Raw genomic sequence first — 26756 nt, forward strand, 5'->3', positions numbered from 1 at the left:
ATGAATATCACTTATACCGAAAATGATATAAAAAATGTTGCTGCAACGGTTATTGAAAAAGCAACGGACAAAGTACTTCTTTTTGATGCCCCTATGGGAGCAGGGAAAACCACATTGATAAAGGCCATTGCCAATCAGCTTGGTGCCGCCGATGCCGGAAACAGCCCAACCTTTGGTATTGTTAATGAATATGAAAACCTTGAAGGAGAATTATTGGCTTACCATTTTGATTTTTATCGTCTGAACGATGAACTTGAAGCCTTGGACATGGGTTTGGAAGATTATTTAAATCAAGATGTGTGGATTTTTATTGAATGGCCCGAAAAAATCTCCTCTTTCCTACCTGAAAACAGCACCCAAATACACATTGAAATACTAGACCCAAATACACGACTTTTGAAAATTTCTTAAACAAATCTTACCATTGGTCGAAAACATCGTTTTTCGTACAACTTTATTGTACGAAACTTGTTAAATTGGCTAAAGTGTAAAATAAATCGGACAAATTGCTTAGCCTTAACATTTAAAAACGTACATTGGCGAGTTTTTTCTCTTACTTTTGCGCTATAACTAATTAATCTTTAATAACTTAAAACCCCTGAAAATGAAAAAATTAGTATTTGGACTTTTAGCATGCGCATCTCTTTTAGCCGTTTCTTGTGAATCTAGTGATGTTGCTTCTGATGATTCAGTTTATGAAGAAGGCGTAGACAGAAGTAAAATTACCACAACCAACAGAAAATCAGTAGACAGAAGTAAGATTACCACAACAAATAGAAAATCTGTAGACAGAAGCAAGATTACCGTATCTAACAGACAATCTGTAGACAGAAGTAAAATCACCACTTCGAACAGAAAAAAATAGAAATAAAATAAAAATTGTTTTTTTTAAAAGGGTAATCAATAAATTACCCTTTTTTTCGTTACCCCATATATAGGAATTGATGCTTCAATGAAAAAGTCCCCTGAAAATAAAAAAATAAGAGTACGATTTATTGTTGAATCTGTCGTTATTTTTTTCATTGCCGCTTCTCCATTTATTTTCAAGCTTCACGAATACCTTCCTACTGACCCCGAAGCAACAATAAATTTATTTGGACTTACTGTTGACCGAAACGGGTTTGCAAACTTAAACACCTATGCATGGTTCCTACTTGGAAAAACAGTCCCCCTTGCTTTGTTATTTATTTGGTTTTTAACGTGTAAACATTGGTGGTATCATATAATTCTGATACCCTTATTAATGTACGCTTTTCAAATTTTTGAGGTTTTTTATACAGACGACACATATATTGATACAAGAAATATTTTATGGCTACTTCCCGTTTGTATGGTGGTTATACCATTAGTTTATTTTATTCGAATTAAACTCTATGACAAATATGTACACGGCATAGACCTAGAAGCCATGGAGGCAGAACTAACGACCTTAAAGAAAAAGCAAGCCGCTCGATCAGACAATAAGAAACTAGATAAATTTATTTCTTCTGAAACTGCAAATAATTCTTCTTCCGATTACCAATCTACACCGGATGCAGCAGACCCTAAATTATCCACAGGAAGTATGGAATCCACTTTTAAGCAAGTGCAGGACCGAGTAAACAATTGGCTTCACTTAAAATTTTAATTTCGGACTAAATTTGCAAGATTGCAAAGCGACTTATCACTTAAAATTCATCAAAATATCGTATTTTTACTGTTAATCGCGTGTTACACGATTAGATGTAAAAACTATGAACCAACCTTCTTCTCCCTTTAGCAAACAGCAATTGCTTCCACAAGAGGAAACCCTAGAAGTTCTTCGCCAAAAGGGCGAACTTTTTATTGGAATCCCAAAAGAGAACCAGTATCAAGAACAACGTGTTTGTCTTACCCCAGATGCAGTTAACGCCATAACCTCTAACGGGCACAGGGTCCTAATTGAGTCAGGTGCAGGAGACGGCGCTAATTACACAGATTTAGAATACACAAATGCTGGTGGAGAAATAACCCGCGATACAAAAAAGGTTTTTTCCTGCCCACTTTTGTTGAAAGTGGAACCACCCACTCTATCGGAAATTGAAATGATGAACCCACAAGCTACCATCATTTCTGCTTTACAAATTAAAACACAGAGCAAGGCCTATTTTGAAAAAATGGCCAAAAAACGAATTACCGCCATAGCTTTTGAATACATTCGTGATGAAGATGGCAAATATCCAGCCGTACGATCATTGAGTGAAATAGCGGGTATATCTTCAGTTCTGATAGCTTCAGAAATAATGGCCGCCACCAATGACGGTAACGGACTCATGTTTGGAAATATAAGTGGCGTACCCCCAGTAGAAGTAGTTATAATTGGAGCAGGAACCGTTGGTGAATTTGCCGCGCGGTCTGCATTAGGACTTGGTGCCAATGTCAAAATTTTTGATAATTCAATTTCAAAATTGCGTAGCATCCAATCCAAATTACGACAAACAGTATACACATCTACCATTCAGCCTAAGAACCTGTTAAAATCATTAAAGAGATGTGATGTAGCCATTGGTGCTACACGCGGTAAGGACCGCTCGCCTGTGGTCGTCACGAGCTCCATGGTAGAGCATATGAAAAAAGGCGCAGTTATTATTGACGTAAGTATTGATATGGGCGGATGCTTTGAAACCAGTTCCGTAACTACCCACAACAAACCCACTATTGAGAAATTTGGAGTAATCCATTACGGGGTACCTAACATTCCTTCTCGCTATCCAAAAACGGCAACACTTTCTATCAGTAATATTTTCACTCCTTATTTGCTTGAATTAGGAGAAAATGGCGGATTGGAGAATTCACTACGGTTTGACAAGGGGCTAAGAAACGGACTTTACATGTACCACGGGATACTTACCAATAAATCCGTTGGCGAATGGTTTGATTTACAGTATAGTGACATCAACTTTTTAATTTTTTAAAGACTTTTTGAACATACACAAAGCATAGACCCCATAAATAGACGGTTTATTGCTATTTTTGCCACCGTTTTAAGAAGTAGTGACAATTCAAATTCACAGTTTAACTTAAAACACAGGACACTAACTTCAGCAATAGCAAACCATGGATTTTTTAAAACGTTTAGGTTTTTACCTCATTGGACTATCAATCGGAATTGTTTTCTTAACGTTTTTTCTGAAGAAAAAATCAAAAGAAACAGGTACGGAATTTTGCTATTTTCCCAACTGCAGGACCCTAAAGGACATTCGCTCCAAGCCAATGTCTTATTCTGATGACGTAAGCCGTTTATTTAGCGAAAAACAAATAGATACAGTAGACATCGCCAACATCTTAAGAAACGGCGATGTAGATTTTTCCAATAGCCAAACAAAGACTACACCCTGCAAAACATATATTATTGAAGGTACTATACAGGAGAAAGAGGCTATTTTAAAAATCAGAAATTGTAAAGAGAAGGCTCTTTTAGAATCTATTTCTTATTAAAAAAGAACGCCCAAAACTACTGTTCCAGGCGCTATAAAACTTAAATTTTTCTTCGTTGCCTCTCCTTTTTAAGTAGTGACAATTCTCTTGTAGTCTGCCCTGCCACCGAAGTATTTTCTTCCGCACGACGAATTAAATAAGGCATTACATCTCGCACGGGGCCAAAAGGCAAATACTTGGCCACATTATAATTTTGATCGGCCAGATTAAAGGAAATGTGATCACTCATACCGTACAACTGCCCAAACCATACCCTGTTATCATTATTTGCAATGGCTTTTTCCGCCATAAGTTCCATCAGCTTATAAGAACTTTCTTCGTTATGGGTGCCAGCAAAAATGGAAACAGTATCTAAGTGATTCAACATATAAGCAACGGCATTGTCAAAGTTTTCATCCGTTTCTTTCTTTGAACTGCATATTGGGGATTTATAACCTTTTTCTTCGGCCCTATCATTCTCCTTTTCCATATAAGCACCGCGAACCACTTTCATTCCTATTCTAAAATCATCTTTATTAGCTCGTTCCTGAAGTTGTTTCAAATAGTCCAATCTATCCCAACGGTACATTTGTAATGTATTGAATACAATGGCTTTTTTCTTATTATACTTACGCATCATATCCTCCACAAGCTGGTCAGCAGCATCCTGCATCCAACTTTCCTCTGCATCTATGAGCAAGGAAACATCCAAATCATGTGCTTTTTTACACGTTTTATCAAAACGGGCCACTACCCTTTGCCACTCTTCCTCCTCTTTATTGGTCAATTCTTTACCCTCGCTGCGTTTTTGAAAAAGAGCAAACCTACCATAACCCGAAGGCTTGAATACCGCAAAAGGAATAGCATCTTTCTCTTTAACGAAATCCAGAACTTTTAAAATCATGGCCATTGCGTCATCAAAAGGATCTTCCGTGTCCTTACCCTCCACAGAATAATCCAGAACGGAGCATACATTTTTAGTGTACATCCGGTCCACGACCGGCATACAATCCTTCTCATTAACACCTCCGCAGAAATGATCAAACACAGTTGCCCTTATTAACCCTTCTACAGGAAGATGCGCTTTAATGGCAAAATTTGTCATTGCTGTTCCTATACGAACAAGGGGTTCATTGGCAATCATACGGAACAAAAAATAAGCACGCTCCAGCTCAGAGTCGGTTTTCAAAGCAAAAGCAGTTGCGGTATCTTCAAAAATTCGTTTCATTTATTGTGATTTCTAGCGGGACCAAATATAAAGACAGAAATTGTATTCTTTAGATAAAAAATATGCTTTATTTTGCACATCAGTCGTTAAAAAACTTCGCTTTAGCGGAATAAAAAATCATCTATTAATGCAGTCTATAACAACTTCTTCCTACGCCGTACATTTTAACCAAAGAGCTTACGACGCACTCAATGCTCACTTATCCGGCAAGGCGTATTCCAAAATCTTTATTCTTGTAGACGAAAACACACACGAACATTGCCTGCCGTCATTTATGACCCAAATACAGGGCGATTATAATTTTGAGATTATTGAGATTGAATCTGGTGAAGAAAACAAAAACATAGACACCTGTACAGGCGTATGGGAAGCCCTGAGTGAACTTGATGGTGACCGAAAAAGCCTCGTCATTAACCTAGGTGGTGGTGTCTTAACTGATTTAGGAGGCTTTGTTGCATCTACTTTTAAGAGAGGTATAGATTTTATAAATGTACCCACAACTTTACTCTCTATGGTTGACGCTTCCGTGGGAGGAAAAACAGGGGTTGACCTTGGGCCATTAAAAAACCAGATCGGAGTAATCAACCAACCTGAAATGGTACTGATAGTAACCAGTTTCTTAAAAACTTTGGAAGAAAGACAGTTACGCAGTGGTTTTGCAGAAATGCTTAAACATGGACTTATCCAAAACAAAGGCTACTGGGAAGCACTTAAAAAAGTTACCAACTTTTTAAATATTGATGATTTAATATACGATTCCGTTATTATTAAAAACGAAGTGGTACTACAAGACCCTACGGAGCAACATTTGCGGAAAATACTTAACTACGGACATACATTGGGCCACGCCATTGAGTCTTACTTCTTGGAAAGCAAAGTACATAAGACACTATTGCACGGCGAAGCTATAGGTATAGGTATGATTCTTGAAGCTTACCTTTCCAAAAGTCTTTTAGGGCTTTCGGATGAAGAATTAGCAGACATTAAGACTACATTCCTTTCTCATTACGAAAAGGTAACCTTCTCCAAAGAAGACATAAAAACCATCTTATCTTTATTGAAGTTTGATAAGAAAAATTCACATGGCAACATTAATTTTGTGTTGATATCTGCAATTGGAGAGCCGGATATAGACATTACCATTCCTGATGAATTATATGAAGATGCTTTTGCATACTACGCTGAACAATAGCTACATATACTAATTTTCCTTATTTGACAACTCTTTAAGGAATTCATCGTAAAAAATACATAGTTTAGGTTAAGATTTATAACCCAAATCAAAAACCTCCTGAAATTAATCAGGATAAAACCAACCTACTATGTTACGAAAATTAGTTGACTACAAGAAGTTAGACCACGAACTCGCCTCTTTGCTAATAGAAACTTATTCAGACGGTTATGGTGATGATGACATTATTATCTTCAAAAACCTTAAAGGCGAAACAATTGAAGCTGTTGAATTAAGAACCAATGACACTATCTATTTGGTGAAAATAAGCAAGAGCTTATCCAATTTTATAGCAAATTTTGAAGAAAACATGGAGAAGGAACTAGATACGGATTCCCAGCCCATTTTAGAAGAAGCAGGAAACCTGGATTACGAATCCGACAACGAAACGGAATTTGAATCAGAGGACCAAGATTAACCTTTAGTTTTACAAAAGGTAACGCTCCCGTAAAATATTACGGTGGTGCTTTTGGTGTCCACAAATAACAAAACCTAACACAGCCACATTCCATGGCAGGTTACTAGCTACACCTGTTTTTTGTAGCGTTTCCGGAGCAAAGCTTTTATAGAGGGTAATAGTGGATTTTCTCACCGCTATATATTCTTCTATAAGACTATTCTTTGAACGCTCTTCCGCATTGGAATTTGATGCATAAATGTTTTCATCAAAACCTGGAAGGGCCGTTTCATCCCCTCTTGAAAACCGCAAGGCGCGATACTGAAAAACTCGTTCCGAGTCTATAATATGTAATAACACTTGAGCAACCGTCCACTTATTTACCTCATATGCATGAGATAATTTGCTTTCAGAAATACTTTTAATAAAATCAGGAAAGTTCTGAAGTTGCCTCTCCAACATATCCAACAACTCTACCTCCCCCAATACATCAATATAGGTTTTGTAAAAAGGGATGGGATCCGCCAGTTTAAGTTCCGAAGTTTTCATAGGCTATAAAATAAAAATTCCTGAGAAGAATAACCGCCCAGGAATTTAGATTACTGTTTAAAGCGGTTCGTTACAATTCGTTAAAAATTGTATGCATTAACCTCTTCTTATCATTAATACTTTCCTCTAGTGAAATCATAGTTTCCGTACGACTGATTCCATCTATATCATCTATTCTAAAAATAATGTTTTTAGCATGATTGGTATCTTTAGCCCTAATTTTACAGAAAATATTAAATTTTCCAGTGGTAATATGTGCAACCGTAACATTTGGAATCTGCTCCAAACGCTCTAACACAAATTTTGTCTGGTGTGTTTTCTCCAAAAATATACCAACGTAAGCAATAAAGGCGTAACCAAGTTTTACATAGTCTAATGTAAGTGATGACCCTTTTATGATACCTGCCTCTTCCATTTTCTTAACACGAACATGAACTGTTCCTGCCGAAATCAAGAGTTTTTTTGCTATATCTGTAAATGGAGTTCTGGTGTTATCAATTAACATATCCAGAATCTGGTGATCAATTTCGTCTAACTTTACTTTTCCCATTGTGGCTGTGTTTTCGGCAAAAATAAAAAATTAAGAAATAATACGCATTAAAAGTTATGTTTTTTTAACAAAAACGTAAAGATTCAATGGTTTTAAAAAATAATGCTCAAAAAAATTAGTCTTTAATCAACTGATAAAAAGACTGTTGCCTTAACTCATCTAAATCTGCCTTATCAAGACAATTGTATGTTTCATGGCCAAAAAAAGCATCAAGATTACCTTTTTTTTCAATTCTAGGCTCAAACTCAATAGTATTCCCTCTTAAAACTTCTTTATAAAGCACCCCAATACCATCACCATTTTCTAATTCCGAATCAAGTTCTTTAGCATTCTCTATTAACACATCAAAATAAAGCTTTCCGTTTTCTGGAATTTTAAAGTAGTCATCTTGCTCATATTCATTAATCGTATCTTGTGCAATGGCAGTTACTGCAGTTGTAATGGCTTGAAAAATATAAGCCCTAGTCTGCTCTCTTTCATAATCCTTAGGAAAATGTCCTGATTCAAATAATATGGTAGGTACGTTTAACATTTGAAAACTATCCCCAACACAATTCGCATTAAATCCATCATCATACCTCCCCACCTGGTTCGGAATCATTTTTTGTAAAACCGTATTCATGGCAACAATCAACTGCATACTAATTCCCCGCGTTTTTGAGATACTTCTTTCGGGATCATGAGCAGGAGCCAAGAATGATACGGTAGCCGGTTTAGAGGTTTCGCCAACATTAAATATGGTACGTTGATCATGAAGGTTAAAACAATAATCTGGTTTAAACTCATCAAAAATATTTCTCAATATCACACTTTCCGGCTGGGTCCTATCTTGGGCATCCCTATTCAAATCAATCTCATTTGCATTTACCCGTGTATAGACTGCAGCACCGTCAGGGTTCAACATTGGAATAATTAAGAGTGTACATTTTTCCAAAATCTCTTGCGCCAAAACCGACTTTGCGTTTAGGAAATTAACGAAATCCAAAACGGCTTTTGTGGTTGTAGATTCGTTTCCGTGCATTTGCGACCACATAAATATTTTTACAGAACCGTTCCCAAGTTGAAGACTTTTTATCTTACGTTTTTGAACGGACTCACCAATTGTTTTCACCAACAAATTCTCCTTGTTCTTTTCCAAGAACTCTAGAATTTGCTCGTTAATTACATATCGCCCACTAACGGATTTTTCCTTTACAGAACTATATTCATCTTTTAAAATGCTCATTTGACTTCTAAATTTGGATACAAAAATAACTCCTTAATAATTTACAATTGTAATCTCAAGAATATACATTTGTAAACATCTTATTTGAGGTACTCCTTTCTGAAGTACACAAATGTAACCTGAAAATCCACTTAAAATCAACACGCCTCTAAATATAGGATTAAAACACTATTAATCAGATATTTAAATGTATTCATGTAAACAAAAAAGTGTATCTTAAGTTATGTTGTTTGCTGTTTTTAGTGTGGTTTTAGTAACTTTTAGCTACTTTTATAGCAATATAAATTACAATGGTAAACACTTCTGATTTTATTGGGCGTCTTGAGCATCTTTTAAAGTATTATGGACTTTCCGCTTCTAGTTTTGCCGATAAAATTAACGTACAACGCTCTAGCATTTCCCACCTGTTATCCGGCAGAAACAAACCGAGTTTAGATTTTGTACTTAAGGTGGTGAATGTTTTTCCGGATGTAAACTTATATTGGCTATTGAATGGAAAAGGCACTTTTCCAACAGATGCAGAAAACTCCCCCGCCAAAACCAAAGCACCGCCAAAAACAAATCCGACACCTAATACTTTCCCCTTAAAACAAACAGGCAACCCCAAAAAGACTATTGAGAAAATTGTTATTTTTTATTCGGATGGAAGTTTTGAAGCCTATAACAATGAATAGACTTTAATTCTTTATTTTTGTTGGGATGATACAGAAACTATTCCCCGTACTTTTAATCCTTATCCTTACAGTCTCTTGCTACAATCCGGAAAGAAATTGCTCCGATTTTAAGGACGGTAAATACGCCTTTACAACCACTATAGATGGAGAGGAAAAGACAACCATTTTTCTTCGCAACGGTGATTTAGAGATTGATTACTTTGAAGGTAAGGCAGATTCAGCATCCGTTAGATGGATAAACGATTGCGAATACATTGTAAAGAAAATCAATCCAAAGAACAAGTCCGAAGAGCAATCCGTTCACATGAAGATATTATCCACTACGGATGACTCATATAGATTTGAATTTAACATTGTGGGAGACAGCAAGCGCTCCAGAGGTACTGCTACAAGGACAGAGTAATACAATTTTATTCTTTACGCCGAGACAGGTAAAAAGAGGGCTTACCTAAATAGACTTCACCTCCAGAGGAAGAGCCAAGAAAACAATCAATTTAAAGCCTTTTCCGAGCGCGAATCATTATTCTGAACTCAGAGCCTTGCAGGGTAAATTTTACCGTCATAAGCGAAGCTCTAGCAACAAAACCATAAAAAAGCCGACATTTTAAGGTCGGCTTTTTAATTATTCTGAATGATTTTAGTTAGGTCTACTATAAGCAACCTCTGGACTCTTTTTCTGGTGTTGCTTAAACAGTCGTTGTTGTTGTTTAACTGTAAGAGTGCTACCATCAGGGCTCCAACCAGGAGGGCCAAAAATATACATAAGTTTGTGCGAAAATTTCTTAGCCTTCTTTACATCTGCCCAAATATCCTTAAATTCATGAGTTAAAATAACAAGAGGGTTATATGATTTTGGAGCGTGAATTACCCCAAATTTAACCTCCACATCATCGTCCAACTCTTTCCAAGTTCCGAACATCTTATCAAAAATATTCAAAAACCCTCCGTGGTTCTTATCCAAATACTCTACATTCTGAGAATGGTGCACTTGGTGCATGGTGTGTGTATTGAAAATCTTTTCTACCCATCCCATTTTAGGAACATATTGTGAATGCAATTGAAACTGCCAAAAAGACTCTATGGCCAAAGCAAAAATTACAACTTCCACCGGAAAACCAATTGCAGGCATCCACATATAAAAGAAAGGCTTGTATAAAAGCGTAAACCAACCATTACGAATGGCCGTACCTAGATTAAAATGGTCCGAGGAATGGTGTACAATATGCGCGGCCCACAAAATTCTTATCTCATGATTTGCCCTATGGAACCAGTAGTACGTAAAATCATCGGCCAATTGACAAAGTAAAAACACATACCACGCATACCCAAAAGACTCATATCCCATAATATTGGTACGAACACCATCTACTATAGGGTTAAAAAACTCGTAAGTGTATGTAAAAACGGTTATAAGCACCGTAATCTTAATAAGGGGACCTAAAATTGCCGAACCAATACCCATTGCTCCACTAGCCATAAAATCTTTCCACACATAAAGATCTTTGTCTCCGTGGGTGTGACTATAAGTGATTTCCAGCAATATAAACGCTATAAAGCAGGGTACTCCATAAATTAGGGGGTTCGTTAAATCCATTTTAAAACAATTTTTTGCAAAGATAGCATTAATAAGACCTAATCTACATTCTGATTATTTTTTAAAGCTATGACGGTATAGTGAATACACATGCAGTAGTTAAAATCCTATTACTTTTTCTTATTTTGAAGCAAAGCGTTCTGCTCTTGCATAAGCTTTTCCAAACTAGCTAGTAACTGTATATTTTTAGGTGTTTCAACTTCTTTGTTTTCAGGGTCTTCCGCCTTTGACTTAAACCTATGAAACCCTTTTATTACAACAAATATGGTGAACGCTATTATCAAAAAATCTATCAAAACCTCTAGCATTTCCCCGTAACCCACAGCAACTTCCTGCGCTTCTCCAACAGCCTCCCTAAGAATATATTTTTTATCCCTGAGGTTAACATCATCCGTCAAAAGAGATAAAGGAGGCATGATAATCTTTTTGACCAACGTATTAATAACATTGTTGAACGCGGTACCAATAATAATCCCGACAGCCATGTCGATCATATTACCTTTTATGGCAAAATTTTTAAATTCCTGTATAAAGTTTCCCATACTAGACAATTACTTTATTCAAACAAAGAAGTTTGGACTTCATCGCCGTCATCACCTTTATTAGGCTTTCCGGACTCAGTTCCATTAGAACTAGGTATTTTAGGTACATTTTGCTCATCAACAACCTCAATATCTTCAGTTTTTTGAGGCTCCGGCTCTTCATAAGGCAAAGGCTCTAGCATATTGATTTCAAGTACTTTTTCCTTTGTCAGCTGGTTGCCCATAGCACCTATCCCCTTTACGGAAATAAATTCCTCTAGACTTAGCTCCCAATTATCCTTCCGATCCTGACCCCGTTTTTTAGCAAAAACCACTTCAATCATTGGCCTGTGGTCCGTGCTAATAATTTCAATTTGGGATTTAGGATGGTCCGTAAGCACATTCTCTTCTTTATCAGGATTCTCGATCAGAAAACGTTTTACATAATATAACTCCTTCTCTCCTTCCCAATACACTACAGAAAGCGGCTTTTTAGGAATCCATTTTTCAAGAACAACTACATCTTCATCAAAATGAAGGGTAAGCTCCGGAATAACAGTTTTTACAAGTCCGCTCTGATTTACTATCAACAAACGGTCTTCACTTGTGAATTCACCTAAAAACTCACCTCTGTCATCCATGTTTAAACGCTGTACGGTTTCATCAAACCACAACTTCCTCGGTTTTAAGGTAGACAGCCCTTTTTCTTTTAATTCAATACGTTTTACCGAATACTTAGTGACAATATTACCTTTGGAAGCACGCCCCTTGATCATGATATTTGCAAAATCAATATCCCATTTCAGCTTTTTAATACTTCCTACGTGCCTAAGATTAACCGTTACCACTTCTGCTTCGCCATTTGGGTTTCCTGAGAAGTAATGCACAAAAGTACCCGCCTTACCGCTACCCATTTCATAATGCTTATCTCTAGTAATACTGGTAACGTTAAAACGTTTAATATAGGTTGCACCACCTTTACCGTCTCTATAAATCATATTATAAACGGTACGCTTATCTTTTTTCTTAAAGACCGCCACATAAATAATACCTTTCCCCACAAAAGTCTTGGAATCTACCTTAAAGACCATCATCTTACCATCTTGGGTAAAGGCGATTATATCATCAATATCACTACAGTCCGTTACATATTCGTCCCGCTTTAAAGAAGTTCCAACAAAGCCCTCCTCGCGGTTTACATATAACTTTGTGTTGCGCATAACTACCTTGGTAGCCTCAATATCATCAAACAATCTAATCTCTGATTTACGCTCGCGCCCCTTGCCATACGTATCTTTTAATCGCTGAAAATAAGCAATGGCATAATCTACCAAATGCGCCAGGTGATGCTTCACCTCTGCAATTCTTTCTTCCAGATTATCAAGATGTTGCTGTGCTTTATCTAAATCGAATTTTGAAATACGCTTTATTCGGATTTCGGTAAGCCGAACAATATCATCTTCCGTAACCGCACGCCTCAAATGTTTAGTAAAAGGAGCTAAACCTTTATCGATTGCAGCAATTACTCCTTCCCAGGTTTCCTCTTCCTCAATATCCCGATAGATTCTATTTTCAATAAAGATTCTCTCTAACGACGCAAAATGCCATTGCTCCTCAAGTTCCGCCAACTGTATTTCAAGTTCCTGTCGCAATAGCTCAACCGTGGCGTCCGTAGATCGGCGTAACATTTCCACCACACCAATAAAGAGCGGTTTGTTGTCTTCAATAATGCAGCCCAATGGCGAAATAGAAGATTCACAAGCCGTAAATGCATAAAGGGCGTCTATGGTTTTGTCCGGGGAAATACCAGTTGGCAGATGCACTAAAATCTCGACCTCGGCAGCCGTATTATCCTCAATTTTCTTTACTTTTATTTTCCCTTTATCGTTCGCCTTAAGAATAGAATCTATTAAAGAAGAGGTATTAGTACCATAAGGTATCTCAGTTATAATCAGTGTAGATTTAGAATGTTGTGCTATTCGGGCACGCACTCTTATCTTTCCACCACGAAGACCTTCATTATAGTTAGAAACATCTATAATTCCCCCAGTAGGAAAATCAGGAAACAATTTAAATCGTTGCCCTTTCAGATGCTTAATGGAAGCATCAATAAGCTCAACAAAGTTATGAGGCATAATCTTAGTGGAAAGCCCCACCGCAATACCCTCTGCCCCCTGAGCCAAAAGCAAGGGGAATTTAACAGGGAGGTTTACCGGTTCCTTTTTTCGACCATCATATGATTGTTGCCATTCCGTGATTTTAGGACTAAAAACAACTTCCAGAGCGAATTTTGAAAGACGAGCTTCTATATACCTTGAGGCTGCAGCGCGATCCCCGGTTAAAATATTCCCCCAGTTACCCTGTGTATCTATCAACAGGTCTTTTTGCCCTATCTGCACCATGGCATCGGCAATACTAGCATCACCGTGAGGGTGATATTGCATAGTGTGCCCAACCACATTGGCCACTTTATTATAGCGGCCATCATCCAAATCCTTAAGAGAATGCATAATACGACGCTGCACCGGTTTAAACCCATCCTCAATAGCAGGAACGGCACGCTCTAAAATAACATAGGATGCATAATCTAAAAACCAGTCTTTGTACATTCCCGTAACACGGGTAAGTGCATCATCAGGACTTTGTTCCTCGCCATTTACCGCCTCGGAACTATTGATTTGTTCTTGCCCATCATTGGCTGTTCCGTTGGATTGGTCTTCGGGCGAATTTTGATTTTCAGCTTCGTTCAGTTCGTCATTTTCCTCCATTCAGAAAAAATCGTATTTCTTTGGTTTATAATTGAGTATCTTCTATAAGGTCAACCTCCACTTTAAGGTTGTTTATAATAAATTCTTGTCGGTCTGGTGTATTCTTGCCCATGTAAAAATTCAACAATTGTTCTATGGACATAGCCTTGTCCAGCATTACAGGCTCTAGGCGAATATCATCCCCTATGAAATGCTGAAACTCATCTGGGGAGATTTCCCCCAAACCTTTAAATCGTGTAATTTCCGGCTTGCCCGATAGTTTTTGAATCGCATTTTTTCGTTCTTCCTCGCTATAACAATAAATAGTCTCCTTCTTATTTCGAACACGGAACAGTGGGGTTTGTAAAATATACAAATGGTTCTCTTTTATCAATTCAGGAAAGAACTGCAAGAAGAACGTAATTAACAACAAGCGAATGTGCATACCATCAACATCTGCATCAGTAGCTATTACAATATTATTGTAACGTAGGTCTTCCATAGATTCCTCTATGTTCAAAGCAGCCTGCAACAGGTTGAATTCCTCGTTTTCGTATACGATTTTTTTAGACATCCCATATGAATTCAAGGGCTTTCCACGAAGACTAAACACGGCTTGCGTATTCACATCCCTTGATTTGGTAATGGAACCGGAAGCGGAATCCCCCTCCGTAATAAAAAGAGTACTATCCAATCGCCTATCGTGCTTCATATCGCCCAAATGCACCCGGCAGTCCCTTAGTTTTTTATTATGAAGACTGGCTTTTTTGGCTCGGTCCCGAGCAAGTTTACGAATCCCGCTCAATTCTTTCCTCTCCTTTTCGGCCATTACAATCTTACGTTGCAACTTATCGGCTGTTTCAGGATTCTTATGAAGGTAATTATCCAAATACCTTCCAATAAAGTCATTGATGTACGTCCGCACCGTTGGAAAATTACCTCCCATTTCGGTAGACCCCAATTTGGTTTTTGTTTGACTTTCAAAAACAGGCTCCATCACCTTAATGGAAATTGCCGAAATAATGGATTTTCTAATATCCGAAGCATCATAACTCTTTCCATAGAAATCACGGACAGTTTTTACCAGAGCCTCACGAAAAGCGGCCTGATGCGTACCTCCTTGGGTAGTGTGCTGACCATTTACAAAAGAGTGGTACTCTTCACTATACTGGGTTTTACTATGTGTAATGGCCACTTCTATATCATCCCCTTTTAAATGAATGACCGGATACAGGATATCTTCAGCATTGTTATTGTCCTCCAACAAATCCTTTAATCCGTTTTCTGAATGAAACTTCTCCCCATTAAAAACAATGGTAAGCCCTGGATTAAGGTACACATAGTTTTTGAGCATGCGCTCTACGTACTCATTTCTAAATTTAAACTTTTTAAAAATGGTCTCATCAGGAATAAAGCTGACCTTGGTACCACGCCTTCTTGTAGTTTCCTCCAGAAGTTCTTCGTTCTGAAGCTCACCTATTTTAAACTCGGCAGATTTGGACTTCCCGTCTCTTGTACTTTCTACACGAAAATAACTGGAAAGAGCATTTACAGCCTTGGTACCAACACCGTTTAGACCAACGGATTTTTTAAACGCACGCGAGTCATACTTACCCCCCGTATTCATTTTAGAAACCACATCTACCACCTTGCCCAAAGGTATACCACGACCGTAATCACGAACTATAACACGTTCTCCTTGAATGGAAATCTCAACGGTCTTACCCGCTCCCATTACAAATTCATCAATACAGTTATCTATGGTCTCTTTTAGAAGGATATATATACCATCATCAGCAGAAGAACCATCACCCAACTTACCAATATACATACCAGGTCTCAGTCGGATGTGCTCCTTCCAATCAAGTGAACGTATATTATCTTCTGTATAATTGGAATTCTCGGACATAAATCAGGGGTTTGGAACTAAAGTACCGCTAAAGATAAGACGACAATTAAAAAGATGAAACCCCAAACTGTTAAAGTAATTAACAATGATTTTAGCCATTTTGTTGATATATTCGCCAAATAAGTCATATTTCAACCCAAAACAAGGCTAATTTGGTCAAAAAATCGGAAAATCTGTAATCCTTCGGTTTTTTTAAGACCAAAAGCATCCAACGAAATAATTTAAGGGAATCATTTTTACGCCATTTAATACTCCGCAGAATGAACAAACTACTACTAGGCCTACTTTTTGTAATTGCACCCATTACCTCTTCCGTAGCCCAAAATTTTGAAAAGGAATACGAAGCCATAGAAAGTAAAGTTATAAATTGGAGAAGGGAAATACACCAAAACCCCGAACTCTCTAACCGTGAATTTAAGACAGCGGAAAAAATTGCAAAGCACCTTACATCCTTAGGTATAGAAGTACAAACCGGAGTAGCCCATACCGGGGTTGTTGGAATTTTAAAAGGAAAAAAGCCAGGTAAGGTTATAGCCTTGCGTGCAGATATTGATGCCCTACCCGTATTTGAAAGGAATGATTTACCCTATAAGTCTACCGTTACCACAGATTACAAAGGAGAAAAAGTACCCTTTATGCATGCGTGCGGACACGATACCCACACTGCTATTCTTATGGGGGTTGCAGAAATTCTTTCCAAGCATACCGATAAAATAAAAGGTACCGTAAAATTTATTTTTCAACCTGCGGAAGAAGGCCCACCAGAGGGCGAAGAAGGCGGGGCACTGCTCATGGTAAAAGAAGGTGTTCTTAATAGCCCCAAGGTAGATGCTATTTTTGGGCTTCATATCAATTCCCAAACCCCAGTTGGGGTAATTCGCTATAAATCTGGCGGCACAATGGCGGCTGCCCAAAAATTCACCATCCATGTAAAAGGAAAACAAAGCCATGGCGCAAGACCTTGGTCAGGAGTAGACCCTATTTTAATTAGCGCAAAAATTATTGATGGACTGCAGACCATTATAAGCAGAGAAGCCGAACTCACCAATGAAGCTGCTGTAATCACTGTTGGAAAAATAACCAGTGGCGTACGGTTCAATATCATTCCCGAAAGTGCAGAAATGATTGGTACAATACGCACTTTGGATTATGACATGAAAGCTCTAATCAATACACGTATGCAAGAAATGGTGCCCACTATCGCCAAAGCATATGGAGGCGAAGCCACTATTGAAATCAAAGATGCAACAGATATTACGTATAATGCCCCTGAACTAGTCACACAAATGCTACCTACATTAAACAAAGTGGCGGGAGCGAACAATGTGCAAACACAAAAGGCCGTTACAGGAGCTGAAGATTTCTCTTATTTTCAAAAAGAAGTTCCTGGTTTTTTCTTCTTTTTAGGAGGAATGACTCCAGGAACAACGGAGTCATTTCCACACCACACACCGGATTTCGTTATTGACGACAGCGGTTTGTTACTTGGAGTAAAAGCGCTAACTGAAATGAGCATAGATTTTCTTGATAAATAACTACTTATTAATTCCTATGTCAATTATTACTTTAAACTATTTTTAGCTTATATATGGACCAACTAATTTCAATTTTACAAAGTATTTCTTGGTGGGTATGGATTCTTATTTTCCTTTTGATAGTCGCATTAAGAGATATCTTTTTTCAGCGTTCGCATACCATCTCCCACAACTTTCCCGTAGTTGGTCATTTACGATATTGGCTGGAGAGCATTGGTCCGGAAATGCGTCAATATTTTGTAGCGAACAATCGTGAAGAACTTCCCTTTAACCGTATTGAAAGAGGGTGGATTTATGCCTCCGCAAAGAAGGAAAATAATTACGAAGGTTTTGGCACCGACCGTGACATCTATGCGCACCAACATATTTTTGTAAAGAATCAGATGATGGCATATAAGGTACCTGATACCCATATAAATGCCACGGATAAAACGTTTCTTCCCTGTGCAAAAGTAATGGGTGCCTATAACGGGCGGAGAAAACCATTTCGTCCTGGTTCCATTATAAACGTTTCGGCCATGAGTTTTGGCTCGTTATCCGCTGCAGCGGTAGAAGCAATGAACAAAGGTGTTGCTAAAGCTGGCGCATACCATAATACAGGTGAAGGCGGACTCTCCAATTACCACAAACAAGGAGGGGATGTTATTTTTCATTTTGGTACAGGTTATTTTGGGGTACGTACTCCAGATGGAAACTTCTCCATGGAAAAAATGAAAAAGCTGGTTGACGAGAATCCTACTATAAAAGCAATTGAAATTAAATTGTCCCAAGGAGCCAAACCCGGTAAGGGAGGCGTACTTCCAGGGGCCAAAATAACACCGGAATTGGCAGAGATTAGAGGCGTTGAAGTTGGTAAAGATGTAATATCTCCAGCTACCCATAAGGCTTTTAATACCGTACCCGAACTTTTAGAATTTATTGAAAGTATTGCTAATGAGACCGGGTTGCCCGTAGGTATAAAAGGAGCCATTGGCAAACTTGAGCAATGGGAGGAATTGGCCGATTTAATGGAAAAAACGGGTAAAGGTCCAGATTTTATTACAGTAGATGGTGGTGAAGGTGGAACAGGAGCCGCCCCTCCGTCTTTTGCAGACCATGTTTCCTTACCGTGGGTCTATGGTTTTTCCAGTCTTTATAAGGTGTTCTTAAAAAGGAAACTTACGGAGCGTATCGTATTTATAGGTAGTGGCAAGCTAGGTTTTCCCGCCAAAGCAGCTATGGCTTTTGCTATGGGGGTTGACTGTATTAATGTTGCCCGAGAAGCTATGATGAGTATTGGCTGTATACAGGCCCAAGTGTGCCACACTAACCGCTGTCCGGCAGGGGTGGCCACTCAAAACAAATGGCTCCAAAAGGGAATTGACATTCCATTAAAATCTGACCGTTTGGCACAATATTTTATGACGTTTAGGAAGGAGTTCCTAGAAATTACACATGCCTCGGGATATGAACACCCCTGCCAATACACAATGGATGATATTCAACTAAATGTTGATGATGACGACCTGAACCGTAGTTTGGCCTCTTCATACGGTTACAACAAGGCCAAGGTACCTTTTGAGAGTATGCAAAATTTATATGATTGTATCCACTTGGGCGGAAAGCATTGTGAAAACAGCAAAGAATAATATACATTTGTTTATAATAAAAAAGTATTCCAAATCGAGAAATAAGAATTTTAATCCGAGTTATTTATGAAACACCCCCTACTTATCCTTGCCCTTTTGATTTTTACGTGTCTATCCGTACAAGCCCAAAGAAAAAGCGACCTTTTAGAAGAAATAGCCCAATTAAAAATGCAATTGGATTCTGTGAACGACCAGGTCTTTGATGCGAGAAAAAATGAAAAAGTAGCCGTTGCAAAAGCGGAATCGTTTGAAACCCAAGTAACCGAACTTCAAAACGCCAACAACACGTTAATGAAGAACTTGAACAGTTTTGCCGAGGTTTCCAATAAAAATTCAAACATGGTAACAACTGCCATGGCCAGCTTGGAAGCCAAGGAAAATCAGCTTAAAGCAATAAAAGATGCCATTGCTACTAATGATTCTACCACTATAGTTGTTTTAACCAATGTTAAACAAACCATGGGAGAAAACGCAAAAATAGCGGTTTCGGGTGGTGCCGTAGTAGTATCTTCGGACTTATCTAGCTTATATGGAAGCGATACGGGCACAACTCTGACCCCAGAAGGTGAAGCTTGGGTGGAGAAAATTGCGAACATCCTGATTGCAAACCCTAGCACATCGGTTACCATAGAAGGTCTTAGCATGACCGGAGACCTTGAAACTCCCGCTAAACAGAGTATGACTATTGCAGCGGCCCTACAAAACAAGTTTGCTATAGCTTCTGAGCGTATGACAGCTCTAGGAAGAGACGGAAACCTTAAAGAAGGGGTTCAAGTCAATATTCATCCTGACTTCAACAAATTCTATTTAATGGTAAGAGAGCAAATGAAGAACTAAAAATTATACGAAAAATCGTATAATTTTTGATAAAATCCTCCGTTCTAGTATCCAAATAACCAAATACCGAAAAAATGTCTGGAGAAGGAATTTTACAAATGTTCGGCTTTTTATTGCCAGCAGTAGTTACAGGGGTCGTTGCCTTTTATTTTTTTAAGTTACACACTAAAAACGAGGATGGTCGTAGACGCTTTCTATTGCACAAAGATTCTCAAAAGAACACCATACCGGTTCGCCTACAGGCCTACGAACGTATGGCACTTTTTCTTGAACGAATAGCAATTCCTAGTCTAGTAGTGAGGGTGGCACCAAAATCTTCGGATAAAAATGCTTACGAAAGTCTTTTGATAAAAAGTGTTGAAAACGAATTTGAGCACAATCTTTCTCAGCAAATTTATATGACCGATGAATGTTGGAACGTTATAAAAGCAGCAAAAAGTGCAACGGTACAAATGATTCGTAAAGCAGCAATGAGCGAAACCGATTCTGCGGATAAATTAAGGGAAGACATCCTAACGGAAACCATGGAAAAACAATCGCCCTCCGCAACCGCATTATCTTTCATTAAAAAAGAAATAGGTTATCTCTGGGAATAATCCAAAATCATATATTGAAAATATAAGCCCGCTTAAGTTTAATTTAAGCGGGTTTTCTTTTTTACAACACTTCTCCTTTTTCAGGCTCTATCTGGTTGAGTTCAGTATTTTTAAACTTGGCAAAATTATAGCCACTCTCCCACCAAACGGTCATTTTTTCCTTGTCAAAAATCAATGAGTTTGTAGTCAACACCGTAGGCGTATAGTAAAAGTTGATAATAGCATCGTTATGCTTGGCTACGTATTTACCAATTCTTATGTTTTGGTGTTCTATCCTATCAAGCATATATTCAAACATGGTTGTCAATAGTGAAAATGCATTTCTAGAGGGAAGTCGGTTTAAGTGGCTTACTTCAGTCTGCAGTACAATAACATCTACCTCTTTTGCCCCTCGTTTTATAGCTTCCTCAATAGGCACCATATTTCCCAGTCCACCATCGGCATATTCACAACCATTCTTGCGCACCAAACTCATAAAGGGTGTGTAGTTACAGGAAATCCATATCCATTCACAAAACTCCTCATAGGTACAGTCATTAATACTCTTATACTCTACCTGATTTAAAGACAGGTTGGAAACTGTAGCAATAATTTCTTTTGGGCCGTTCTTTAAATTTTCGAATTCTTCTACTGTAAGGGTGCGCTTAATCAGTTTTAATAGATTTCTACTCTCTCCAAATGTCTTTCGTCCTTTATAAAAATTCTTTAGTACGTTCCAATGGTCAATCCCAATGGTATGAACCCCATGTTTCTTTTGAACGGTAAATGGACAATTGCTAAAAATACTATGTTGGTTTACACTGGTGTAAACTTCTTTTATTTTTTCAATTTTCTGTAGGGCCAAGTGAGAAATAAGCAAACTACCTGTAGATGTACCCAAAAACAGGTCATACTTAAAATGGAGTTCTTCCATAAGGTATTGCGCTACCCCTCCGGCAAAAGCCCCTTTGCTACCACCACCAGATATGACCAATGCCCTCATTATTCGTTCAGTTTTTTATTTATATAACGTGATTCCTCTTTATTTAGTTTGCTCAACAATTTCAAGATACGCGTTTTGTAATCGTTGTCCTCTAGGAGTTTGTCCGCTAAATTTCTCGAAAATTTCTTAAACTGCCATGAATGATGCTCCGTAGCCTTTATTAAATTAATCAAAGCTTCATCCGTAAAACCAATTTCCTGTAAATATTGAAAGGCTGTTATCCGCACTTCCCATCCGTACTCCGGAGAAGTGTAAGCGCTTAACTCTGCAAAATAACGGGTTGTGTTATGAGCCTCATAATCATTTGTTGCAATAGCTAGCAACAACCATAACAAACGAACGTTTTTATTGGGCAATCCTTCAACTCCTTTGGTAGCATCTAAATAGGTCTTTTGGTTTTCCGGAAAGGAAGACCATAGTTTATACAAGGCCATTTCCTGAGTAACATAACTTTGGTCGTTCAATAATGGCTCAAACACTTCCTTTTGACTCTCTGCTATCTTAGTGATGAACTGGATTCCCTTTTGTCTTATTTCTAAGTTTGAGTCTTGTGCCAATAAAAGTTCCAAGTGATTATCTACTATTTGCTTTTGAAATTTTTCAACCAACGCAACTTTAAACTCCACGGGTAATTCATCACTAAGCCATTTTTTCAAATTAAAATCTGATGCTTTTATCTCATAAAACAACCGAATAGATTCATTTTGACCAATAAGATATAATTTTACAACTTCAACCGGGAAGTCTGTTGAATGCAACCATGTTTCCCTGAAATCATCTAAATTTCCACCGGAAGCCAGTTCTATCTCCCGAATAAAGTCATCAATAGTTACATTTTTAAATTGATGTTTGTTCAAATATGTAGATACTCCAGTTTTAAAGGCCTTCTCTCCTACTTTATCTTTTAATATTACTAATGCCCAAGTCCCTTTTTCATAGAAAGTGGCACTACTGGCTTTGGGGTCCACCAATGCCTGCCCCTGCCCTTCTTCCGATATTTCTTCAAGTTCTTTGGACGTATTAAAAAGCTTCCAATAAAAATGATCATCGCCAAAGATTTCCTTTTCAGCTAAATAAGCATAATATGTGGCAAAACCTTCATGCAACCAGTGATGATTTCCATCTTGCTCCGTTACCAAATTACCAAACCATTGGTGTGCCAATTCATGTGCGTTGACATTTACGTAATTCTTATCTATAAATGCTGTGGAGTCAATTACATATCCATCAGAGAATATGGTAGTTCCTGTATTTTCCATCCCTGCATACAGAAAATCCCGTACCGGAATCTGTTTGTAGTTCTGCCACGGATACGGAACACCTATTTCATCCTCCAAAAAATCAAATATTCTTTTCGTATAACGATACGTAGGTTTAACTTTTGCACTATCCTTCGGGTAATAATAATTTTTAATGGATACGCCGCTAGAAGATGCTAACTCCTGTTTACTATAATCACCTATTGCAAAAGCCAAAAGGTAACTGCTCATAGGGTTTTCCATATCAAAATTCCATACTGGATTTTCATCCCCTTCAAAGGGCCTTATGGTTAATTTACCGTTTGCGATCACTTCATATCCTTGTGGCGCCTGAATGGTAATATCAAAAGCTACTTTTTCGGTCATATCATCAAAGCTGGGCAACCAATGGCTCGTGTATTTACCCTGACCTTGGGTCCAAATTTGCTCGTTTCCTTTTATTTCATCGTCCCAACCTAAGAAGTATACGGTCTGTTTCGGTTTGGCTACGTACTCCAGAAATAGCTTTTGGGATGTTCCTTGCTTGAATTTTTTATAAATCGAAATGGATTTATCCGTTTTACGGTATTTCACTTTTTTTCCGTTGAGCTCAACCTTGGAAAATGACATGTCTTTTGCATCCAAAAAAACCGAATCTACATTTTGTAGTACATTAAACCGATATACTACACCTCCGTTTATTTCTTCTGTAGCAGGAATAGGTTTTATATAAACATTAGCTTGTGTAAAGTTTACTTTATCTTGATGTTGGGCAAAACCGACAAACAAAGAACAGTAAAATAAGAGTGTAAAAAGGTTTTTCATGAAACGTTACGAACAAATAGTAGACCAAATTTAGCATTTTAGTTTGTCGCAATTGTACCTATCCCCTAATTTAGTCGCATGAACGCTAATTCTCTTCAGACCCCTATCGTATATCTTAAAGGTGTAGGTCCCAACAGGGCGGAAACCTTGCAGTCTGAACTGGGCGTACACACCTTTCAAGATTTACTCAATCTTTTCCCGAACCGCTATATAGACAAGACCCACTACTATAAAGTAGGACAGCTACAACGTAGCAATGCAGATGTACAAATAGTGGGTAAGATTGTACATATTAAAACCGTAGAGCAAAAGAAAGGCAAGCGTTTGGTTGCCAGTTTTGTTGATGAGACGGGCGAAATGGAACTGGTTTGGTTTAGAGGACAAAAATGGATCAGGGAAAACATAAAGCTCAATACGCCCTATGTGATATTTGGTAGATGCAATTGGTTCAACGGTAAATTTTCTATGCCGCATCCAGAAATGGAGCTTTTAAAAGACCATGAGCAAGGGTTAAAAGTAACCATGCAACCGGTTTACCCTTCTACGGAAAAATTAAGTAACAAAGGTATTTCCAATAGGGTCATCAGTAAATTGATCCAGCAGATATTTATTGAAACTAAAGGCCGATTTACCGAAACACTATCCGATAAGCTTTTATATGAACTAAAATTGTTGTCCAAAAGCGAAGCCTTGTTCAACATCCATTTTCCAAAGAATCAAGAGCTGTTGGCCAAGGCGCAATTCCGATTGAAGTTTGAAGAGCTCTTTTATATTCAAATGCAGTTGATCGCAAAGAACATGCTGCACAAGCAAAAAATAAAAGGCTTTAATTTTAATCAGGTAGGAACAATTTTTAATGAGTTTTATAAAAACCATTTACCTTTTGAACTTACCGGGGCACAAAAAAGAGTGATTAAAGAAATACGAAGTGATTTAGGTAGTAACGCCCAAATGAACCGATTGCTGCAAGGTGATGTAGGTTCTGGCAAAACCATAGTTGCAGTCATGGCCATGCTATTGGCAATCGATAATGGCTTTCAAGCTTGTTTGATGGCCCCTACAGAAATTCTAGCCAATCAACACTATACCGGAATTGCTAAACTTTTGAAAGGAACCGGAATTACCTGCTGGCTTTTAACCGGTTCCGTTAAAAAATCGGCTCGGACTCCTATTCATGAGCAGTTAGAAAGCGGAGAGCTCCAAATTTTAATCGGCACACATGCACTTCTTGAGGATAAAGTAAAATTCAAGAATCTAGGCTTGGCAATTGTGGATGAACAGCACCGTTTTGGTGTAGCGCAGCGGTCAAAACTTTGGCATAAAAATAATATTCCCCCACATATTTTGGTGATGACCGCAACACCTATTCCCCGTACGTTGGCAATGAGTCTTTATGGAGATTTGGATGTTTCTACTATTGATGAGCTTCCTCCTGGCCGTAAACCTATAAAAACAGTCCATAGATATGACAGTAACCGTTTAAAGGTATTTCAATTTATACGGGACGAAATCAAAAAAGGAAGACAAGTTTATATTGTATATCCACTTATTCAAGAATCCGAAGCATTGGATTATAAAGATTTAATGGATGGGTATGAAAGTATTGCGCGAGACTTTCCTATGCCGGAATTTCAAATTTCCATCGTTCATGGTCAAATGAAACCAGCAGATAAGGATTATGAGATGGAACGCTTTGTAAAAGGGGAAACACAAATCATGGTTGCTACTACTGTGATTGAAGTAGGTGTAAATGTTCCAAACGCTTCGGTAATGATTATTGAGAGTGCAGAACGATTTGGATTGTCGCAATTACATCAACTTCGCGGTCGTGTAGGTAGAGGTGCTGATCAGAGTTTTTGTATCCTTATGACAAGTCACAAACTTTCTACTGAAGCAAAAACCCGACTACAGACCATGGTACAAACCAATGATGGTTTTGAGATAGCGGAAGTCGATTTAAAACTAAGGGGTCCAGGAGATATTATGGGAACCCAACAAAGTGGTGTACTCAACTTAAAGATAGCAGATATTGTAAAAGACAATGATATTCTCAAGACTGCCCGTTACCACGCCATGCAACTTTTAAAAGAAGACCCTGCCCTGGACAAACCAGAAAACCTGGTCATAAGACATGCTTATTCTCAACTTGTGAAGTATAAGAATATTTGGAATTATATAAGTTGAGTTTTTGCTTGGACTACTTTTGAGGTTGTGTGATAATAAAATATGTAAAGTTGCAAAAAAAATTAATTTTTATAATTTATACAGGACCATTATAAAAATAGACGTATCCAACCCTTACACTTTTATACAGAATGAACACTCCTCCACTTATGTAATCAGTTAAAATACAGTTTAAAGTTATACGCATTCGTATTGATCGTGAGTCAAATCAAGTTTTAGTTTCCTGACGTTGTGACACAGAGCATCCTTTAATTCAAAATTAAAAATCACGAACACATTTGTATAGTTTAAAATAAAAGACAACCATATATTTATAACTTCACGCTATATTACTATACAGCTGTAAAAGACATACCGTACGATTCAAAAGTTTCTATATTTTTATTTATAAACAATACTTCCGCCATTACCACTACATCCACTAAAACTGCCACTTAAAGTATAATCATATTCACCTGGAGGAAGAGGTGGAGTTTCATCGCTTATACCTTGTCCTCCCGCTGGAGCAGAAACGTAATAGGTGCTTCCATCAATAATTGCGGTTACAAAAGTTCCCCCAGATCCACCAAAAGCACTTAGTTGGAATGCTATTGGCCCTCCTACAATCGTCAATCTACCCGTTATACTTCTATTCGAACAACTAACATTGGAGCCATTACTAAAAGTTGCTCTTGGCTCTAACGGATTAACTGTCACAACAACTAAATCATTAGATTGAGCTCCATTATTGTCGATCACCGTAAGCCTAAAGAAATAGTCGCCAGCTATGGTCAAGCCCGTTACCGATGTGCTTGCACTGCTCGCGGAAACGATGGTCGCCGTTGTGGGACCGTTGACCTGCGTCCAGGCGTAAGAGGCAATCGTACCGGGG

General features: G+C 38.0%; 25 protein-coding genes. 14 read left to right on the top strand and 11 right to left on the bottom strand.

The window, feature by feature from the left end:
• The 5 genes from tsaE to Q4597_RS14375 all read left to right on the top strand — a co-directional run bounded on the left by tsaE (position 1) and on the right by Q4597_RS14375 (position 3456).
• Positions 1-411 carry a tRNA (adenosine(37)-N6)-threonylcarbamoyltransferase complex ATPase subunit type 1 TsaE gene (gene tsaE, locus Q4597_RS14355; RefSeq protein ID WP_303406765.1) on the top strand — a complete coding sequence of 137 codons (411 nt, stop codon included), beginning with the start codon at positions 1-3 and terminating at the stop codon, positions 409-411.
• Between the two features lie 193 nt (positions 412-604).
• Positions 605-865 (top strand): hypothetical protein, encoded by a 261-nt coding sequence (locus Q4597_RS14360; RefSeq protein WP_215442095.1) that lies wholly within the window; start codon positions 605-607, stop codon positions 863-865.
• Between the two features lie 378 nt (positions 866-1243).
• Positions 1244-1627, top strand: coding sequence for a hypothetical protein (locus Q4597_RS14365; RefSeq protein WP_303406768.1), 384 nt, complete (start codon positions 1244-1246; stop codon positions 1625-1627).
• A 106-nt stretch (positions 1628-1733) separates the two neighbouring features.
• Positions 1734-2933 (top strand): alanine dehydrogenase, encoded by a 1200-nt coding sequence (locus Q4597_RS14370; protein ID WP_215442093.1) that lies wholly within the window; start codon positions 1734-1736, stop codon positions 2931-2933.
• Positions 2934-3075: 142 nt separating this feature from the next.
• Positions 3076-3456, top strand: coding sequence for a DUF4258 domain-containing protein (locus Q4597_RS14375; RefSeq protein ID WP_303406770.1), 381 nt, complete (start codon positions 3076-3078; stop codon positions 3454-3456).
• Positions 3457-3496: 40 nt separating this feature from the next.
• Here Q4597_RS14375 and Q4597_RS14380 read toward each other — a convergent pair whose 3' ends face one another.
• On the bottom strand, positions 3497-4663 hold the full coding sequence (locus tag Q4597_RS14380; protein WP_303406772.1) for a proline dehydrogenase family protein: 1167 nt from the start codon (positions 4661-4663) through the stop codon (positions 3497-3499).
• Between the two features lie 127 nt (positions 4664-4790).
• Between Q4597_RS14380 and aroB the strand changes: the two genes are divergently transcribed.
• Positions 4791-5855, top strand: a complete 1065-nt coding sequence (gene aroB / locus Q4597_RS14385) for a 3-dehydroquinate synthase (RefSeq protein ID WP_303406773.1) — start codon at positions 4791-4793, stop codon at positions 5853-5855.
• Positions 5856-5985: 130 nt separating this feature from the next.
• The gene (locus Q4597_RS14390; RefSeq protein ID WP_215442089.1) at positions 5986-6312 is read left to right on the top strand and encodes a hypothetical protein; all 327 of its coding nucleotides are present in this window, start codon (positions 5986-5988) and stop codon (positions 6310-6312) included.
• Positions 6313-6321: 9 nt separating this feature from the next.
• On the opposite strand, the gene Q4597_RS14395 is transcribed toward Q4597_RS14390, so the two are convergent.
• The 3 genes from Q4597_RS14395 to Q4597_RS14405 all read right to left on the bottom strand — a co-directional run bounded on the left by Q4597_RS14395 (position 6322) and on the right by Q4597_RS14405 (position 8615).
• Positions 6322-6840, bottom strand: coding sequence for a DinB family protein (locus tag Q4597_RS14395; protein ID WP_303406774.1), 519 nt, complete (start codon positions 6838-6840; stop codon positions 6322-6324).
• Positions 6841-6910: 70 nt separating this feature from the next.
• Positions 6911-7390: an Lrp/AsnC family transcriptional regulator gene (locus Q4597_RS14400; RefSeq protein ID WP_013995861.1), complete on the bottom strand. Its 480-nt coding sequence runs from the start codon at positions 7388-7390 to the stop codon at positions 6911-6913.
• Positions 7391-7505: 115 nt separating this feature from the next.
• Complete coding sequence (locus Q4597_RS14405) at positions 7506-8615, bottom strand: M14 metallopeptidase family protein (RefSeq protein ID WP_303406775.1); 1110 nt, start codon at positions 8613-8615, stop codon at positions 7506-7508.
• Positions 8616-8905: 290 nt separating this feature from the next.
• Here Q4597_RS14405 and Q4597_RS14410 point away from each other — a divergent pair, with 290 nt between their 5' ends.
• Positions 8906-9289 carry a helix-turn-helix domain-containing protein gene (locus Q4597_RS14410; protein WP_215911904.1) on the top strand — a complete coding sequence of 128 codons (384 nt, stop codon included), beginning with the start codon at positions 8906-8908 and terminating at the stop codon, positions 9287-9289.
• Between the two features lie 25 nt (positions 9290-9314).
• Positions 9315-9692: a DNA topoisomerase IV gene (locus tag Q4597_RS14415; protein ID WP_303406776.1), complete on the top strand. Its 378-nt coding sequence runs from the start codon at positions 9315-9317 to the stop codon at positions 9690-9692.
• A gap of 234 nt (positions 9693-9926) precedes the next feature.
• Here Q4597_RS14415 and Q4597_RS14420 read toward each other — a convergent pair whose 3' ends face one another.
• From Q4597_RS14420 to Q4597_RS14435, 4 genes are all read right to left on the bottom strand, one after another.
• Positions 9927-10883, bottom strand: a complete 957-nt coding sequence (locus tag Q4597_RS14420; RefSeq protein ID WP_215442084.1) for a sterol desaturase family protein — start codon at positions 10881-10883, stop codon at positions 9927-9929.
• Positions 10884-10993: 110 nt separating this feature from the next.
• Positions 10994-11425 carry a large conductance mechanosensitive channel protein MscL gene (gene mscL, locus Q4597_RS14425; RefSeq protein ID WP_215911902.1) on the bottom strand — a complete coding sequence of 144 codons (432 nt, stop codon included), beginning with the start codon at positions 11423-11425 and terminating at the stop codon, positions 10994-10996.
• A 14-nt stretch (positions 11426-11439) separates the two neighbouring features.
• Positions 11440-14172 (bottom strand): DNA gyrase/topoisomerase IV subunit A, encoded by a 2733-nt coding sequence (locus Q4597_RS14430; RefSeq protein WP_303406777.1) that lies wholly within the window; start codon positions 14170-14172, stop codon positions 11440-11442.
• A gap of 25 nt (positions 14173-14197) precedes the next feature.
• Positions 14198-16060, bottom strand: a complete 1863-nt coding sequence (locus tag Q4597_RS14435; protein ID WP_303406778.1) for a DNA topoisomerase IV subunit B — start codon at positions 16058-16060, stop codon at positions 14198-14200.
• A gap of 260 nt (positions 16061-16320) precedes the next feature.
• On the opposite strand from Q4597_RS14435, the gene Q4597_RS14440 reads away from it, so the two are divergent.
• The 4 genes from Q4597_RS14440 (at position 16321) to Q4597_RS14455 (ending at position 20656) form a co-directional block, all read left to right on the top strand.
• The gene (locus Q4597_RS14440; protein ID WP_303406779.1) at positions 16321-17595 is read left to right on the top strand and encodes an amidohydrolase; all 1275 of its coding nucleotides are present in this window, start codon (positions 16321-16323) and stop codon (positions 17593-17595) included.
• A 53-nt stretch (positions 17596-17648) separates the two neighbouring features.
• Positions 17649-19223: an FMN-binding glutamate synthase family protein gene (locus tag Q4597_RS14445; RefSeq protein WP_303406780.1), complete on the top strand. Its 1575-nt coding sequence runs from the start codon at positions 17649-17651 to the stop codon at positions 19221-19223.
• 66 nt (positions 19224-19289) lie between these two features.
• On the top strand, positions 19290-20060 hold the full coding sequence (locus Q4597_RS14450) for a hypothetical protein (protein WP_303406781.1): 771 nt from the start codon (positions 19290-19292) through the stop codon (positions 20058-20060).
• Between the two features lie 74 nt (positions 20061-20134).
• A complete protein-coding gene (locus tag Q4597_RS14455) occupies positions 20135-20656 on the top strand; it encodes a hypothetical protein (protein ID WP_215442077.1) in 522 nt (173 codons plus the stop codon).
• Between the two features lie 61 nt (positions 20657-20717).
• Here the strand turns inward: Q4597_RS14455 and Q4597_RS14460 are convergent, their stop codons facing one another.
• Both Q4597_RS14460 and Q4597_RS14465 read right to left on the bottom strand, forming a co-directional pair.
• Positions 20718-21638 (bottom strand): patatin family protein, encoded by a 921-nt coding sequence (locus Q4597_RS14460; RefSeq protein ID WP_303406784.1) that lies wholly within the window; start codon positions 21636-21638, stop codon positions 20718-20720.
• Positions 21638-23701 (bottom strand): M1 family metallopeptidase, encoded by a 2064-nt coding sequence (locus Q4597_RS14465; RefSeq protein ID WP_303406786.1) that lies wholly within the window; start codon positions 23699-23701, stop codon positions 21638-21640. Before Q4597_RS14465 ends, Q4597_RS14460 begins: the two co-directional genes overlap by 1 nt.
• 78 nt (positions 23702-23779) lie before the next feature.
• Here Q4597_RS14465 and recG point away from each other — a divergent pair, with 78 nt between their 5' ends.
• Complete coding sequence (gene recG, locus Q4597_RS14470) at positions 23780-25885, top strand: ATP-dependent DNA helicase RecG (protein WP_303406788.1); 2106 nt, start codon at positions 23780-23782, stop codon at positions 25883-25885.
• Positions 25886-26266: 381 nt separating this feature from the next.
• On the opposite strand, the gene Q4597_RS14475 is transcribed toward recG, so the two are convergent.
• Positions 26267-26756 (bottom strand): PKD domain-containing protein (locus Q4597_RS14475; protein WP_303406790.1); only part of this gene is annotated, 490 nt, incomplete at its 5' end.

The organism is Zobellia sp. 1_MG-2023 (assembly GCF_030549125.1).
Lineage (GTDB): Bacteria > Bacteroidota > Bacteroidia > Flavobacteriales > Flavobacteriaceae > Zobellia > Zobellia russellii.

Coding starts and splice junctions, on each gene's coding strand:
- tsaE (WP_303406765.1), top strand. CDS start 1: ATGAATATCACTTATACCGAAAATGATATAAAAAATGTTGCTGCAACG.
- Q4597_RS14360 (WP_215442095.1), top strand. CDS start 605: ATGAAAAAATTAGTATTTGGACTTTTAGCATGCGCATCTCTTTTAGCC.
- Q4597_RS14365 (WP_303406768.1), top strand. CDS start 1,244: ATGTACGCTTTTCAAATTTTTGAGGTTTTTTATACAGACGACACATAT.
- Q4597_RS14370 (WP_215442093.1), top strand. CDS start 1,734: ATGAACCAACCTTCTTCTCCCTTTAGCAAACAGCAATTGCTTCCACAA.
- Q4597_RS14375 (WP_303406770.1), top strand. CDS start 3,076: ATGGATTTTTTAAAACGTTTAGGTTTTTACCTCATTGGACTATCAATC.
- Q4597_RS14380 (WP_303406772.1), bottom strand. CDS start 4,663: ATGAAACGAATTTTTGAAGATACCGCAACTGCTTTTGCTTTGAAAACC.
- aroB (WP_303406773.1), top strand. CDS start 4,791: ATGCAGTCTATAACAACTTCTTCCTACGCCGTACATTTTAACCAAAGA.
- Q4597_RS14390 (WP_215442089.1), top strand. CDS start 5,986: ATGTTACGAAAATTAGTTGACTACAAGAAGTTAGACCACGAACTCGCC.
- Q4597_RS14395 (WP_303406774.1), bottom strand. CDS start 6,840: ATGAAAACTTCGGAACTTAAACTGGCGGATCCCATCCCTTTTTACAAA.
- Q4597_RS14400 (WP_013995861.1), bottom strand. CDS start 7,390: ATGGGAAAAGTAAAGTTAGACGAAATTGATCACCAGATTCTGGATATG.
- Q4597_RS14405 (WP_303406775.1), bottom strand. CDS start 8,615: ATGAGCATTTTAAAAGATGAATATAGTTCTGTAAAGGAAAAATCCGTT.
- Q4597_RS14410 (WP_215911904.1), top strand. CDS start 8,906: ATGGTAAACACTTCTGATTTTATTGGGCGTCTTGAGCATCTTTTAAAG.
- Q4597_RS14415 (WP_303406776.1), top strand. CDS start 9,315: ATGATACAGAAACTATTCCCCGTACTTTTAATCCTTATCCTTACAGTC.
- Q4597_RS14420 (WP_215442084.1), bottom strand. CDS start 10,883: ATGGATTTAACGAACCCCCTAATTTATGGAGTACCCTGCTTTATAGCG.
- mscL (WP_215911902.1), bottom strand. CDS start 11,425: ATGGGAAACTTTATACAGGAATTTAAAAATTTTGCCATAAAAGGTAAT.
- Q4597_RS14430 (WP_303406777.1), bottom strand. CDS start 14,172: ATGGAGGAAAATGACGAACTGAACGAAGCTGAAAATCAAAATTCGCCC.
- Q4597_RS14435 (WP_303406778.1), bottom strand. CDS start 16,060: ATGTCCGAGAATTCCAATTATACAGAAGATAATATACGTTCACTTGAT.
- Q4597_RS14440 (WP_303406779.1), top strand. CDS start 16,321: ATGAACAAACTACTACTAGGCCTACTTTTTGTAATTGCACCCATTACC.
- Q4597_RS14445 (WP_303406780.1), top strand. CDS start 17,649: ATGGACCAACTAATTTCAATTTTACAAAGTATTTCTTGGTGGGTATGG.
- Q4597_RS14450 (WP_303406781.1), top strand. CDS start 19,290: ATGAAACACCCCCTACTTATCCTTGCCCTTTTGATTTTTACGTGTCTA.
- Q4597_RS14455 (WP_215442077.1), top strand. CDS start 20,135: ATGTCTGGAGAAGGAATTTTACAAATGTTCGGCTTTTTATTGCCAGCA.
- Q4597_RS14460 (WP_303406784.1), bottom strand. CDS start 21,638: ATGAGGGCATTGGTCATATCTGGTGGTGGTAGCAAAGGGGCTTTTGCC.
- Q4597_RS14465 (WP_303406786.1), bottom strand. CDS start 23,701: ATGAAAAACCTTTTTACACTCTTATTTTACTGTTCTTTGTTTGTCGGT.
- recG (WP_303406788.1), top strand. CDS start 23,780: ATGAACGCTAATTCTCTTCAGACCCCTATCGTATATCTTAAAGGTGTA.